A 14,506-nucleotide genomic window follows, 5' to 3' on the forward strand; every position below is an offset into this window, starting at 1 on the left:
GCGGGATCAGTCCACGCGGACGAGGAGGTCGCCGACCTCGCAGTCCAGGGCCCGGCAGATCGCCGACAGCGTCGAGTAGCGGATCGCTCGGGCGCGGTCGTTCTTCAGGATCGACAGGTTCACCACCGACACCCCGACCAGCTCCGACAGGCGCGTGAGGGTCATCCCGCGCTCGGCGAGCAGCTCGTCGAGGCGGCAGTGGATGCCGGTGAGCTCGTCGTCGTCGGCGGGGGTCACACGAGTCCCTCGGTGTCGCGCTCGAGCTGCGCTCCGGCCCGGAACACGAACGCGAGCGCCATGATCCCGAACCCGACGACGATCGGCAGGGGCGCGAACTCGAACTGCACGAGCGCCACGCCCCCCAGGCCGTCGCCGAGGTCGGTCGCCGCCATCATCTGCCCGAGTCCGCCGAGACCCTGCGAGAGAAGGCTGCCGAGGGCGACCGCGCTGCCGGTCACGAGGATCGCGGTCTGCATGCTGCGGTGGAAGGGGCGCCGCTGGGCGACGCGCCAGAGCACGTACCCGAAGCTCGCCGTCACCACTCCGACCGTGAGGGCGGCGAGGGCGTCGCCGCCGGCGAGAGCCCAGACGGCGCCGCCGCCGAGCCCGTCCGCCGTGGCGAGGAGCCGGTCGCCGTGGGCCGTCACCACGCCCTCGCCCGCGGGCAGGGGGATGTCGGCGAACAGCTGCACCGGGTAGCGCTCGGGCGCGATCAGGCGGAACAGTGCGCCGATGAGGCCCGTGCCGGCGATGAACGCGCCCGCGAAGACACCGGCCGCGAGGATCAACACGATCGCGGTGCGATCCGCTCTTCCGGGAACGGCGGGTGTCTGCGTGCTCATACCTGTCTCCATATCGAGAATCGTTGTTATCGAAAAACGATATGGATGCCCGTCGTCGGTGTCAAGCGCCGTCACGCCCCCAGCGAACACGGGCATACCGGCATCCGACGGTGGTTATCGTCTTTCGTAAGCGCCAGAACACTCGGCGCGTGGAGGAGTGGACGATGTTCGAGAGATTCACGGACCGTGCCCGTCGCGTGGTTGTGCTCGCCCAAGAAGAGGCGAAGATGCTCAACCACAACTACATCGGCACCGAGCACATTCTGCTGGGCCTGATCCACGAGGGGGAGGGCGTCGCAGCCAAGGCCCTCGAGAGCCTCGGCATCTCGCTGGATGCCGTGCGCGAGCAGGTGCAGGACATCATCGGCCAGGGCCAGCAGCAGCCGACCGGCCACATCCCGTTCACGCCGCGCGCCAAGAAGGTGCTCGAGCTCTCGCTGCGCGAGGCGCTGCAGCTCGGCCACAACTACATCGGCACGGAGCACATCCTGCTCGGGCTCATCCGCGAGGGCGAGGGCGTCGCCGCCCAGGTGCTCGTCAAGCTCGGGGCCGACCTCAACAAGGTCCGCCAGCAGGTCATCCAGCTCCTGAGCGGCTACCAGGGCAAGGAGCCCGCGGGCGTCGCCGCCGGCGCCGGCGAGCAGAACCAGCCGGCCGCCCAGGGCGGATCGGCCGTGCTCGACCAGTTCGGCCGCAACCTCACGCAGGCCGCGCGCGACAACAAGCTCGACCCGGTGATCGGACGCGAGAAGGAGATCGAGCGCGTCATGCAGATCCTGTCGCGCCGCTCCAAGAACAACCCGGTCCTCATCGGCGAGCCCGGCGTCGGCAAGACGGCCGTCGTCGAGGGGCTGGCCCAGGCGATCGTCAAGGGCGATGTGCCCGAGACGCTCAAGGACAAGCAGGTCTACTCGCTCGACCTCGGCTCGCTCATCGCGGGCTCCCGCTACCGCGGCGACTTCGAGGAGCGCCTGAAGAAGGTCACCAAGGAGATCCGCACGCGCGGCGACATCATCGTCTTCATCGACGAGATCCACACGCTCGTGGGCGCCGGTGCCGCGGAAGGCGCGATCGACGCCGCGTCGATCCTCAAGCCGCTCCTGGCCCGCGGCGAGCTGCAGACGATCGGTGCGACCACGCTCGACGAGTACCGCAAGCACTTCGAGAAGGACGCCGCGCTCGAGCGCCGCTTCCAGCCGATCCAGGTGGCCGAGCCCTCGCTCCCGCACGCGATCAACATCCTGAAGGGGCTGCGCGACCGCTACGAGGCGCACCACAAGGTGCAGATCACCGACGGCGCCATCGTCGCGGCGGCCAACCTCGCCGACCGCTACATCTCCGACCGGTTCCTGCCCGACAAGGCGATCGACCTGATCGACGAGGCCGGCGCACGCCTGCGCCTCTCGATCCTCTCGAGCCCGCCCGAGCTGCGCGAGTTCGACGAGAAGATCGCCAAGGTCCGCGAGGACAAGGAGCGCGCGAGCGAGGACCAGGACTTCGAGAAGGCCGCCGCCCTGCGCGACGAGGAGAAGAGCCTGCTCGCCGAGCGTCTGCGCCTGGAGAAGCAGTGGCGCTCGGGCGACGTCGCCTCCCACGCGGTCGTCGACGAGGGTCTGATCGCCGAGGTGCTCGCGCAGGCCACCGGCATCCCGGTGTTCAAGCTCACCGAGGAGGAGACCAGCCGCCTCATGTTCATGGAGAAGGCGCTGCACCAGCGCGTCATCGGCCAGGAAGAGGCGATCGCGGCCCTGTCGAAGACCATCCGCCGCCAGCGCGCGGGGCTCAAGGACCCCAAGCGCCCGTCGGGCTCGTTCATCTTCGCCGGCCCCACCGGTGTCGGGAAGACGGAGCTCGCGAAGGCTCTCGCGGAGTTCCTCTTCGACGACGAGGGCGCGCTGATCTCGCTCGACATGAGCGAGTTCGGCGAGAAGCACACCGTCTCGCGGCTGTTCGGTGCCCCTCCGGGCTTCGTCGGCTTCGAAGAGGGCGGGCAGCTCACCGAGAAGGTGCGCCGCAAGCCGTTCTCGGTGGTGCTGTTCGACGAGATCGAGAAGGCCCACCCGGACATCTTCAACTCGCTGCTGCAGATCCTCGAAGAGGGTCGCCTGACCGACGGTCAGGGCCGCGTCGTCGACTTCAAGAACACGGTCATCATCATGACGACCAACCTGGGTTCCTCGGCGATCGCCGGCGGCCCGGTCGGGTTCCAGGTCGAGGGCAACGCGCAGACGAGCTACGAGCGGATGAAGGGCAAGGTGGACGAGGAGCTGAAGCGTCACTTCAAGCCGGAGTTCCTCAACCGTCTCGACGACATCATCGTCTTCCCGCAGCTGAGCAAGGACGAGCTCCGTCAGATCGTGGGGCTGTTCACCAAGCGGCTCAGCGAGCGTCTGCTCGACCGCGACATGACGGTGGAGCTGTCGGACGCCGCGAAGGACCGCCTGATCGAGATCGGCTTCGACCCGACGCTCGGCGCCCGGCCCCTGCGCCGTGCCATGCAGCGCGAGGTCGAGGACAAGCTCAGCGAGAAGATCCTGCACGGCGAGCTCAGCAGCGGCGACCACGTCAAGGTCGGCGCGGAGAACGGGCAGTTCACGTTCGAGCACGGGCCGCGGGGCGAGAAGGTCGCGATCGGAGTCGGCGCCGCCGGCGAGATCAGCGCCACGCCCGACATCGCCGCCACCTCCTGACCTGACGCGACACACGAAGAGCGGATGCCACCCGGCATCCGCTCTTCGTCGTCTGTGCCGGCCGTCCGATATGTTGCCTGCTTCGACAAAGTCCTTGCGTCCGCGCGTCGTGTCTGCGTACCATGCTCTCGAAGCGCTTCCGCGAAGCGCTTCGAGCACCGCAGACGAGACGACGGAGTCGACATGGCGAACATCACCGAGGTGGCCGAGGCCGCCGGTGTGTCGATCAGCACCGTCTCCTACGCCTTGAGCGGCAAGCGGCCGGTCGCGCCGGACACGCGTCGCCGGATCGAAGCGGCCGTCCGCGATCTCGGGTACAGCCCCAACGCCGGAGCGCGCATGCTCGCCGGCCGGCGCACCCAGATCTTCGCCCTCACCGAGCCGCTGCGGGCCGATTCCCACGCGCCGACGCACATGTCGTTCGTGCTGGCGACCACCGTGGCCGCGCGCCGTCACGACTACGACATCCTGCTGCTCACCGACGAGCAGGCCTCGGCCGGCATGAGCCGCGTGGCCTCCAGCGGTCTCGTCGACGCGATCCTCGTCCTCGACGTCGGCCCCGACGACGAGCGCGTGCCCCTGGCCCGGTCGATCGACACCCCGACCATCTTCATCGGCGTCCCCGACGACAGGGCGGGGCTCGTGTGCGTCGACCTCGACTTCGAAGCCGCCGCGGTGCTCGCCGTGGATCGCCTCGTCGATGCGGGGCACCGGAGCGTCGGCCTCATCGGTCAGCCGGACGTCGCGTACGAGAAGTCGAACTTCCCGCCGCGGCTGCGGCGTGCGTTCGAGGCGCGCGCCGCCGAGCGCGGTGCGCGTGCCGTCGCGCGCACGTCGGGCGACCGCAGCACGAGCGCCGCGGCCACCCGCCGCGCCGTGGCCGAGATGCTCGACGACGGGGTCACCGCCCTCGCGGTGCACGCCGCCGACGACGTGCACCAGGTGGTCTTCGCCGAGCTCGCCGAGCGCGGCCTCTCGGTGCCGGACGACGTGTCGGTGATCTCGGTCGCCGCCTCGTTCGACACCGCCGCGCTTCCCGTCGAGGTGGATGTGATCCCCCTCATCCCCGAGGCGTCCTGCGATCTCGCGGTGGAGCTCGCGCTGCAGAGCCTCACCGACGAGCCGCCCGAGGCGACGCTGCACCTGATCCCTCCCACCCTCATCGTCCGCGGGTCGATCGCGCCGCCACGGCGCTGACCCGTACCTCCGCCCAACTGAACATCGCGCTTCTTCATCCGCGTCATCGAAGCGCTTCGACAACGGCTTCCGCGCCCGCGCCGACGCGTCGACGCATCCCGACAGACCAATGACGGTCACTGCGAAAGGAGTGCCACCGATGGCACGCATCACCCACAGCACCACCCGGCCGGCCGCGCGGCGAGGAGCCGCGGCGCTGGCCGTCCTGACGGTCGGAGCCCTTGGCCTGGCCGCCTGCTCGGGCACCGCCGAGGAGACGCCCACCGAGGGCGGCACCCTCAAGCTCTGGCATTACGAAGGCGCCGACAGCGCCATGGGCAAGGCCTGGGCCGAGGCGATCGACGTGTTCGAGGAAGAGACGGGAGCCACCGTCGAGTTCGAGGAGAAGTCGTTCGAGCAGATCCAGTCCACCGCCAGCCAGGTCCTCGACACCGACGCGGCGCCCGACCTCATGGAGTTCAACAAGGGGAACGCGACCGCCGGGTTCCTCGCGAGCACCGGGCTGATCACCGACATCAGCGATGCGGTGGAGGAGTACGGGTGGGCCGACAAGCTCGCGCCGTCGCTCCAGACCACAGCGAAGTACAGCGACGACGGCGTCATGGGCGGGGACACCTGGTACGGCATCCCGAACTACGGCGAATTCGTCGGCGTGTACTACAACCTCGACGCGTTCGCCGAGGCGGGACTGGAGGTCCCCACCACCTACGCCGAGTTCGTCGACGTGCTCGACGCGTTCGTCGCGAAGGGCATCACTCCGCTGGCCGAGGCCGGTGCCGAGTACCCGCTCGGCCAGCTCTGGTACCAGCTCGCGCTGAGCCAGGCCGACCGCCAGTTCGTGAACGACTACCAGCTCTACGAGAACCCCGTGGACTGGCAGGGCTCCGAGATCACGTACGCGACCGAGACGCTCTCGGACTACGTCGACAAGGGCTACATCGCCTCGGACGTGTCGTCGGTCAAGGCCGAGGACGCGGGGGTGTCGTTCATCAACGGCTCCGCGCCGATCTTCGTGTCGGGCTCGTGGTGGTACGGCCGGTTCGTCGCGGAGGCGACGGGCTTCGACTGGACGATGACCGCCTTCCCCGAGGCGACGCTGTCGCTCGGCTCGTCGGGCAACCTCTGGGTCGTCCCCGAGAACGCGGCCAACAAGGAGCTCGCGTACGAGTTCATCGACATCACGATGCGGCCCGAGATCCAGGCGATCATCGGCAACAACGGCGGTGTGCCGGTCGCGGCCGACCCCGCCGACATCACCGACGAGAAGAGCCAGGAGCTCATCACCGTGTTCAACGGCATCCTCGACGCCGACGGGCTGTCCTTCTACCCCGACTGGCCCGCGCCCGGCTTCTACGACGTGATCGTCCAGCAGCTGCAGGGTCTCGTCACCGGATCGCAGGACGTCGCCACGACCAACGCGAACCTCGGCGCCCAGTACGACGAGGGCACGGCCGACTTCCGCTGATCACCCGGGGCGGCGGCCGGCACCGCGCGCGGCCGCCGCTCCCCCCACCCCGTCCCGGACCGAGGAGTCCCCATGACCACCGTCACGCGCCCCGCGCGGCGCCCGCGCACCGCGCTCCCCGCGGACGAGCCGTCCATCCCGCAGCGCTCCGGCGGCACCGGCGCCTACTGGCTGTACCTGCTGCCGGGCCTCGCCCTCCTGATCGTCGTCGTGCTCGTCCCGCTCGTCTGGAACGTGTACCTGACCTTCACGAAGTGGCGCGGGGTGCGCGAGCCGGAGTTCATCGGCCTCGAGAACTGGCAGAAGCTGCTCACCGACGACGACTTCTGGACCTCGTTCGGCAACTCCGTGTGGATGGTCCTCGCGATGGTCGTCGTCCCGACGATCGTGGGCCTCGCCGTCGCGGCACTCCTGTTCGACGTCGTCGGGCGGAAGTTCGGCGGCAGGGTCGGCAGCTTCCTGCGCGCCACGTACTACCTGCCGCAGATCCTCCCGGTCGCCGTCGCCGGCATCGTGATCGGCTGGATCGTGCGGCCCGGGGGCGAGGGCGCGCTCAACCAGATCCTCGCCGTCTTCGGCATCGGCCCGGTCGACTGGCTGGGTCAGATGCCCTCGGCGCTCCTGGTGCTCATGGTCGTGCTCGTCTGGGTGCAGATCGGCTACCCGGTCGTCGTCTTCATGGCTGCCCTGCAGCGGGTCGATCCCGAGCTGTACGAGGCGGCCGAGCTCGACGGCGCGAACTGGCGGCAGCGATTCACCGCGATCACGATGAGCATCATCCGTCCCGAGATCTTCGTGGTCACCCTCACGTGCACGATCGCGGCCCTGAAGGTGTTCGGCCCGGTCTACGTCATCACCGGCGGCGGTCCGGCCGGCGCGACGCTCGTGCCCGCCTACTACGCCTACCAGGAGTTCTTCACCAAGCGGAACGTCGGCTACGGCGCGACGATCGCGACAGTCCTCACGATCGTCGTCGTGATCGTCTCGATCGTCTTCATCCGGGTGCAGACCTCGCTCGAGCGCAAGGAAAGGGCGGGTCTGTGATGGCTGCCACCACCGTTCTGGTCACCGAGGCCGCCGCCCGCGGCTCCTCGCCCCGGCCGCAGCGCCGCCCCCGCGGGGGGATGACGCGCAAGCGCGGCGTGGACTGGCTCCTCCTCGCGCTCGTCTCGCTCGGAGCCCTCCTCGTGCTGGCGCCGTTCTACCTGGTGCTCGTCAACTCCTTCAAGTCGCCGATCGACTACGCGACGTCGGGACCGCTCGCCTTCCCCGAGGCGCTGGACTTCACCGGCATCCAGAAGTTCTGGGAGCGGGTGAACTTCCCGCAGAAGGTGTGGAACTCGATCCTGATCTCCGGCGTCGTCGCGGTCGCGGCGGTGCTGCTGTCGATGCTCAACGCGTTCGCGATCGGCATCGGGCGGGTGCGGGGGCGCGCCTGGATCGTGCTGCTGTTCCTGCTGGCGAACCTGCTCCCGCAGGAGGCGCTGCTCTACCCGCTGTACTACATGTTCAAAGAGGTCGGCCTCTACGACAGCGTGTGGGCGGTCATCATCATCTTCACCGTCGTGCAGGCCGCGTTCGGCACGTATCTGCTGTCGGCCGTGTACGGCACGTTCCCGAAGGAGATCCTCGAGGCGGCATCGCTCGACGGCGCCACGCGCTGGCAGATCCTCTGGCGGGTGGTCTTCCCGATCAGCCGACCCACGCTGTCGGTGCTGCTGATCTTCTTCTTCATCTGGACGTGGAACGAGTTCCTCATCCCGCTGACCTTCCTCGCGTCCAACGCCAACCAGACGGTGCCCGTCGCCATCAGCGTCCTCCAGGGCGACCGGCTCATGGACGTGACCACGACGAGCGCGTCCGCACTCCTGGGCATCATTCCGACGCTCATCTTCTTCCTCATCTTCCAGCGCACGCTCACACGCGGCATCACGGCAGGAGCAGTCAAGTAATGAAGTTCACCGACGGGTTCTGGCAGCTGCGCCCGGGCGTCACGGCGCTGTACGCGCAGGAGGCCTTCGACATCGAGGAGACCGACGCCACGGCCGACGGCCCCGGCCTGCGCATCACGGCCCCCACCGCGGTCATCACCGGACGGGGCGCGACGCTCAACCGCCCGGTGCTGACGGTCACCCTGTCGGCGCCCCGGGAAGGGGTGATCCGCGTTCGGGTCGCCCACCACGAGGGCGCGCCCTGGCACGGGGGCTTCGACCTGCCCGGAGCCGGCGACGGCGGTGCCGCGGCGGACGGAGCCGCCGAGGTGGGGGTGGACGACGCCGGGGGCACGGTGCGCTCCGGGGCGCTCACGGCGCGCGTGGCGGCGGGCGCGCCCTGGTCCCTCTCCTTCGAGGTGGACGGACGCCGGGTGACCGGCAGCGGCCACAAGTCGGCGGCGTATCTGCGGCTGAGCGCCGACGCGGCCGTCGACCACGGCATCGTCGGCAACGCGCGCGCCGAGACGGGGGTGCCCGACGAGCGCGTCTTCGTGCACGAGCAGCTCGACCTCGGGGTGGGGGAGACGATCTACGGCCTCGGGGAGCGGTTCGGCCCCCTCGTGAAGAACGGCCAGTCCGTCGACATCTGGAACGCCGACGGCGGCACCTCCAGCGAGCAGGCGTACAAGAACGTGCCGTTCTACGTGTCCTCCGCCGGCTACGGCGTGCTCGTCAACGACCCGGGTCACGTGTCCTTCGAGGTCGGCTCCGAGGCGGTGGAGCGCGTGCAGTTCGCCGTTCCCGGCGAGGTGCTCGAGTACTTCGTCATCGCCGGACCCACCCCCGCCGACGTGCTGACGCGCTACACGGCGCTGAGCGGGCGACCGCCGGTGGTCCCGGCGTGGTCGTACGGGCCGTGGCTGTCGACCTCGTTCACGACCGACTACGACGAGGCCACCGTCACCTCCTTCATCGAGGGCATGGCCGCGCGCGACATGCCGCTGTCGGTGTTCCACTTCGACTGCTTCTGGATGCGCGAGTTCAACTGGTGCGACTTCGAGTGGGATCCGCGCGTCTTCCCCGATCCGGAGGGGATGCTCGCCCGTCTCCACGACCGCGGGCTGCGGGTGTCCGCCTGGATCAACCCCTACATCGGCCAGCGCTCGCCGCTGTTCGCCGAGGCGGCCGCAGCCGGGTACCTCGTGCGCCGCCGCGACGGCTCCGTCTGGCAGTGGGACCTCTGGCAGGCGGGCATGGGACTCGTCGACTTCACGAACCCGGCAGCCACGGCCTGGTACCAGGGGCACCTGCGGCGGCTGCTCGGTCAGGGCGTCGACTGCTTCAAGACCGACTTCGGAGAGCGGATCCCGACCGATGTCGTCTGGCACGACGGCGCCGACCCGGCCCGCATGCACAACCTCTACACGCAGCTGTACAACCGCGCGGTGCACGACGTGCTCGTCGAGCAGCGCGGCGCGGGGGAGGCGGTGCTGTTCGCCCGGTCCGCGACCGCCGGCGGCCAGACGATGCCGGTGCACTGGGGCGGCGACAACACGTCGACCTTCGTCTCGATGGCCGAGAGCCTGCGCGGCGGACTGTCGCTGGCGATGAGCGGGTTCGCGCACTGGAGCCACGACATCGGCGGCTTCGAGGGCACCCCCGACCCCGCGGTGTTCAAGCGCTGGACGGCGTTCGGCCTGCTCTCGAGCCACAGCCGCTTCCACGGGTCCGACTCCTACCGGGTGCCGTGGGCGTTCGACGAGGAGGCGGTGGAGGTGACGCGCCGGTTCTCCCAGCTGAAGATGCAGCTCATGCCGTACCTGTACCAGCTCGGCCTGGATGCGGCCGAGTCCGGCCTGCCGCTCATGCGGCCGCTGTGGATGGAGTTCCCGGACGACCCCGCCGCCCGGTACGTCGATCGCCAGTACATGCTCGGGCCGAGCCTGCTGGTGGCGCCCGTGTTCACCGCCGACGGCGAGGTGGAGTTCTACCTGCCCGACGGGCGCTGGACGAGTCTGCTCACCGGTGAGACGGTCGACGGCGGGCGGTGGCGGCGGGAGCGGCACGGCTTCGACTCGCTGCCGCTGTACGTGCGCGCCGGTGCGGTGCTCCCGTGGGGGGCGCGGGTCGACCGTCCGGACTACGACTACCTCGAGGGCCTGCGGCTGCGGGTGTTCCCGGGCGGGGAGGGGCAGGCGGCCGTGGTCGTCACCTCCCCGGACGGCCGGCGCGAGGAGTTCGTCGTGGATCTGTCGGAGGTGACCGGCTAGAGCGGGGCGACGTCGACCGACACGCGCAGCGTGGAGGTCTTGGCCTTCGTGTAGATGATCCCCTTCACCGGGGAGACGTCGCCGTAGTCCCGTCCCCAGGCGACGGTGACGTAGCGGTCGTCGGCCCAGTGGTTGTTCGTCGGGTCGATCGCGAGCCACTGGTCGGTGCCGGGGAGCCAGACGGCCAGCCACGCGTGCGAGGCATCGGCGCCGAACACCCGCTCCTTGCCGGGCGGGGGCTGGGTGGCCAGATAGCCGGAGACGTAGCGCGCGGCCACGCCGTGGGCCCGCAGGCACGCGAGCGCGACGTGGGCGAAGTCCTGGCAGACGCCGGCGCGCTTGCGCATGGCGTCGGCGACGGTGCTCGTGACGGTCGTGGCGGTCGCGTCGTAGTCGAAGTCGCGGAAGATCCGCTCCATGAGGTCGGTCGCCGCCTCGCCGATCGGGCGGCCGGGCGTGAGCGACTGCGCGCCGTAGGCGGCGGCCTCGGGGTCGTGGCGTACGCGCGGCGACTCGATCGCGTACTCGGTCGCGCGCCACGCCTCGGCGATGTCGGGGTGCACGAGCGGGCGGGCCCGCTCCCACGGCTGCGCCAGCGCCGACGCGTCGTACACCGGCACGTCGACGGCCACCTCGCTGGCCGACTCGATCGTGAGCGCCGCATGCGGATCGGTCACATGGAAGTAGGTGGACGCGTTGCCGAAGTAGTCGACGTCGGCCGCGAGGTCGCCGGGCACGGGATCGACGGTGACGGCCGCCTGCGAGACGCGCTGCCACGGAAGCTCGCGCGGGACCAGGTGGAACTGGCCGACGCTGTCCTTCACCGGCTTGGCGTAGGTGTAGGCGGTGCGGTGCCACACGCGGTAGCGCTTCATGCGCGCGCCTCCATGAGCTCGACCAGCGACAGCTCCGACAGCGGCACCGGCGGCGGCCCGCTCTCGAAGTGCAGGCGCGTGATGGCGTCCGACAGCTGCTCCAGCTGCGACTCGACGTCGTCGAGGTAGGCGGCCAGCGCCGGCCGGCGGCCCGCGGTGACGGCGGACAGCTCGGCCACATCGATCTGACGCAGCTGCGTCTCCAGGTGGTCCAGCAGCCGCTCGGCGCGCGTGGACCCGGTCGAGGCGGGCATCGCGGCCAGGTGGCCGCGGAGCTCGACGAGCGTGAACAGCAGCGACCGGGGGTTGTCCGCGTCGAGCAGCAGCAGGTCGAGCACGTCGGCGGTGCGCGTCGATCCCCGGTAGCGGCGGCGGTAGGTCACCACGCTCTCGGATGCCAGGAGCAGTGCCTCGAGCACCTCGCGGTCTCCGCGCAGGTCGCGGCGCTCGGTGGCGCCGACGCTCAGCAGCTGGCAGATCTGCAGCCCGCGCTCCAGATGCCGGCCCGCCTCGATCATGTGCCACCCGGTGTCGCGGATCATGTTGGCCGTGACGCCGTAGAGCGACAGGATCGCGGCGAGCATGCGGCCGCCCGACTCCGCCGTGCGGTGCGCGTGCACCGAGCCCTGCAGGGCGCGGGTGGCCCGGTCGATGTTGGAGAACACGCGCCAGGTGTCGCCCGAGAGCTGGTCGCGGACGCTCTCCATGGCCTCGCGCAGCCGGGCGATGGAGTGCGCGGCCGAACCGGGGCGGTGGGTGTCGAGCAGCAGCGAGCGGAACTCCGCCTCGGGGTCGGTCCATCGCGTGCCGGCCAGCCGGTGCAGGGCCGCCAGGAGCACGCGTGCGCTGGGCTGACCGCCGGCCGGCGCACCCGGCTGGTCGAACTCCGCCTGCGTCGCCAGCAGCAGCCGCAGGAGGTCCTCCGTGCGCTCGGCGTAGCGGCCGGTCCAGTACATGTCCGACAGTGCGCGGGGAGCGAGGGTCGGGACGGTGCGCGCCGTCTGCAGGGGAGCGATCTCGGTCAGCCCCTGGTCGGCGTCGGTCTCGGCGCCCTTCAGCACCCAGACGTCCTTCGTGATGGGGGCCGACGTCGCGGTCGCCCGGATCGTCGCGAGGCCGCCGACGAGGGGGCGGTAGGCCGAGCCGTAGCGCAGGGTGAAGGCGCGGAAGCTCATCGCGCGGGCGGAGGCCCGGCCGGAGGATCCGGACCCGGCGTTCCACACGGGAGCCTGCGACAGCGGGAGGAGCTCCTGTCCGACGAAGCGGTGGGGCTCCGCGTCGATGAGGGCGAGGATCTCGTCGGCCGTGCGATCCGCGAGCGCCTTGCGCGGCTCGTCGATGCGCCGCACGAGCAGGGTCGGGTCGCCCGCGGCGAGGCGGGTGCGCACGAAGGCGCGGTCGTCGGGGTCGCCGCACCACCAGGTCGTGACCGACGGCAGCCGCAGCTGCTCGCCGAGGAGGTGCTCGCACGCGGCGGGGAGGAACGGCAGCAGACCCGGGTTCTCGAGGACCCCGGCGCCGAGCCCGTTGACCAGGCGCACCCGGCCGCGCCGCACCGCCTCGGCGAGGCCTGCCACCCCCAGGCGCGAGTCGGCGCGCAGCTCGAGCGGGTCGCACCACGCGGCATCCACTCGCCGGATGATCACATCGATGCGTTCGGTCGGCTTCTTGCCGGGCCATCCTGCCGGCTTCATCCACACCCAGCCCTCGTGCACGACGAGGTCGCTGCCCTGCACCAGCGGGAATCCGAGCGCACCGGCGAGGAACGCCTGGTCGAACGCGGTCTCGGACAGCGCTCCCGGAGACAGGATCACGATGCGCGGGTCGTCGACGTCGGCGGGGGCGTGCGACAGGAGCGCGGCCCGCAGCGCGGCGAAGTACGGCTCCATGCGGTGCAGGTCGCCCTCCTGGTGGAGGTCGGGCAGCACCTGGGAGATGACGCGCCGGTTCTCGGCCGCGAAGCCGAGTCCCGACGGAGCCTGGACGCGGTCGGCCAGGACGTGCCACTCCCCGTCTGCAGACCGGCCGAGGTCGGTCGCCGACAGCAGCAGCGGATGGGGGTCGAACGCGCTCTCGCGACCCATCGGACGGATGAACCCGGAGTGGCCCACGACGACGGCGGCGGGGACGATGCGCTCGCGCAGCAGGGTCTGCGGGCCGTACAGGTCGACGAGCAGGGCGTTGAGCAGCTCGGCGCGCTGGGCGAGGCCGACGTCCAGCGGTGCCCAGCCGGCGGCGTCGATGACGTGCGGCATCGGGTCGAGCTGCCACGGCTGGGTGCCCGTGTCGGGCCGGATGTACGAGACGCCGTCGTCGGCGAGGAACCGGGTGATCTCGCCCTCGACGCGCCGGAGCTCGTCGGCGGTCAGCGACAAGGCGTGGGTGGCCAGGCTCTTCCAGCCGGGACGGAGCCCGCCGTCGCTGTCGACGACCTCGTCGTAGCGCGTCGCCGCGACCGAGCCGTCCACCGAGGGCGCGTCGAAGGGCAGTGTCGGCTGCGACACTGCCGTGGCGTAGTCACGCAGCACACTCACGCCGGCCCCTCCTCCAGACACCCAGAGTACGGGTCCCGCGGGGGTGCGAGGCGCCACAGGCGACGACCGGGAGCGTGCAGCTCGCGGACGCCGGCCCGGGCGCCGGGCGCGGCGCAATACAGTGGTGCGGTGACCGAAGCACAGGCTCCCGCGCGCGCCGAGCGCCGCTACACGGTGCGCCCGGCGCGCACCGGCGACGTCCGCGGCATCCTCGACCTCCTCGATCCGTGGGTGCAGCGCCGCATCCTCCTCGGCAAGGAGCTCGTGACGCTGTTCGAGTCGGTGCAGGAGTTCGTCGTCGCCGAGATCGACGGCCGCCTCATCGGGTGCGGCGCGCTCCACGTGATGTGGGAGGACCTCGGCGAGATCCGCACACTCATCGTCGCGGAGGACTGGCTGCACCACGGCGTCGGCGGTGCGATCGTCGCGCGGCTGGAGGAGCAGGCCCGCGCGCTCGGCCTCACGCGGCTGTTCTGCCTCACCTTCGAGGTCGAGTTCTTCTCCCGCCGCGGCTTCACCGAGATCGGCGAGCAGGTCGTCGACCCCGATGTCTACTCGCAGCTGCTGCGCAGTCCCGACGAGGGTGTGGCGGAGTTCCTCGACCTCGCCCACGTCAAGCCCAACACGCTCGGCAACACGCGCATGCTCAAGACGCTCGAGGGCGCCTAGGCGCGTCCGCCGCGGGCGCTCGGCGCAGCC

At 70.7% G+C, this 14,506-nt stretch carries 11 protein-coding genes; 7 read left to right on the top strand and 4 right to left on the bottom strand.

All coding sequences use genetic code 11. From position 1 onward, the window contains the following. Nucleotides 1–6 precede the first annotated feature (6 nt). Nucleotides 7–237, bottom strand: a complete 231-nt coding sequence (locus ACPWUT_RS01295; RefSeq protein WP_284528671.1) for a helix-turn-helix domain-containing protein — start codon at nt 235–237, stop codon at nt 7–9. Further along, nucleotides 234–842: a hypothetical protein gene (locus ACPWUT_RS01300; RefSeq protein ID WP_425839809.1), complete on the bottom strand. Its 609-nt coding sequence runs from the start codon at nt 840–842 to the stop codon at nt 234–236. Before ACPWUT_RS01300 ends, ACPWUT_RS01295 begins: the two co-directional genes overlap by 4 nt. A 164-nt stretch (nt 843–1,006) precedes the next feature. On the opposite strand from ACPWUT_RS01300, the gene ACPWUT_RS01305 reads away from it, so the two are divergent. From ACPWUT_RS01305 to yicI, 6 genes are all read left to right on the top strand, one after another. Further along, a complete protein-coding gene (locus ACPWUT_RS01305; RefSeq protein WP_284528673.1) occupies nt 1,007–3,532 on the top strand; it encodes an ATP-dependent Clp protease ATP-binding subunit in 2,526 nt (841 codons plus the stop codon). Between the two features lie 183 nt (nt 3,533–3,715). Next, nucleotides 3,716–4,729: a LacI family DNA-binding transcriptional regulator gene (locus ACPWUT_RS01310; protein ID WP_284528674.1), complete on the top strand. Its 1,014-nt coding sequence runs from the start codon at nt 3,716–3,718 to the stop codon at nt 4,727–4,729. Nucleotides 4,730–4,868: 139 nt separating this feature from the next. Continuing rightward, a complete protein-coding gene (locus ACPWUT_RS01315; protein ID WP_425839813.1) occupies nt 4,869–6,194 on the top strand; it encodes an ABC transporter substrate-binding protein in 1,326 nt (441 codons plus the stop codon). A gap of 72 nt (nt 6,195–6,266) precedes the next feature. Next, nucleotides 6,267–7,238 (top strand): carbohydrate ABC transporter permease, encoded by a 972-nt coding sequence (locus ACPWUT_RS01320; RefSeq protein ID WP_425839816.1) that lies wholly within the window; start codon nt 6,267–6,269, stop codon nt 7,236–7,238. Continuing rightward, nucleotides 7,238–8,146 carry a carbohydrate ABC transporter permease gene (locus tag ACPWUT_RS01325; protein WP_425839819.1) on the top strand — a complete coding sequence of 303 codons (909 nt, stop codon included), beginning with the start codon at nt 7,238–7,240 and terminating at the stop codon, nt 8,144–8,146. Before ACPWUT_RS01320 ends, ACPWUT_RS01325 begins: the two co-directional genes overlap by 1 nt. Then, a complete protein-coding gene (gene yicI, locus ACPWUT_RS01330; RefSeq protein ID WP_425839822.1) occupies nt 8,146–10,398 on the top strand; it encodes an alpha-xylosidase in 2,253 nt (750 codons plus the stop codon). Before ACPWUT_RS01325 ends, yicI begins: the two co-directional genes overlap by 1 nt. Here the strand turns inward: yicI and ACPWUT_RS01335 are convergent. Then, nucleotides 10,395–11,273 (bottom strand): transglutaminase family protein, encoded by an 879-nt coding sequence (locus ACPWUT_RS01335; RefSeq protein WP_425839825.1) that lies wholly within the window; start codon nt 11,271–11,273, stop codon nt 10,395–10,397. The two genes, yicI and ACPWUT_RS01335, sit on opposite strands and share 4 nt — an antisense overlap. Beyond that, on the bottom strand, nt 11,270–13,807 hold the full coding sequence (locus ACPWUT_RS01340; RefSeq protein ID WP_284528679.1) for a circularly permuted type 2 ATP-grasp protein: 2,538 nt from the start codon (nt 13,805–13,807) through the stop codon (nt 11,270–11,272). Before ACPWUT_RS01340 ends, ACPWUT_RS01335 begins: the two co-directional genes overlap by 4 nt. A gap of 129 nt (nt 13,808–13,936) precedes the next feature. On the opposite strand from ACPWUT_RS01340, the gene ACPWUT_RS01345 reads away from it, so the two are divergent. Further along, nucleotides 13,937–14,476 carry an amino-acid N-acetyltransferase gene (locus ACPWUT_RS01345; RefSeq protein ID WP_284528680.1) on the top strand — a complete coding sequence of 180 codons (540 nt, stop codon included), beginning with the start codon at nt 13,937–13,939 and terminating at the stop codon, nt 14,474–14,476. Nucleotides 14,477–14,506 lie beyond the last annotated feature (30 nt).

The sequence above is a fragment of the Microbacterium sp. PA5 genome (genome assembly GCF_049860775.1).
Taxonomy (GTDB): domain Bacteria; phylum Actinomycetota; class Actinomycetes; order Actinomycetales; family Microbacteriaceae; genus Microbacterium.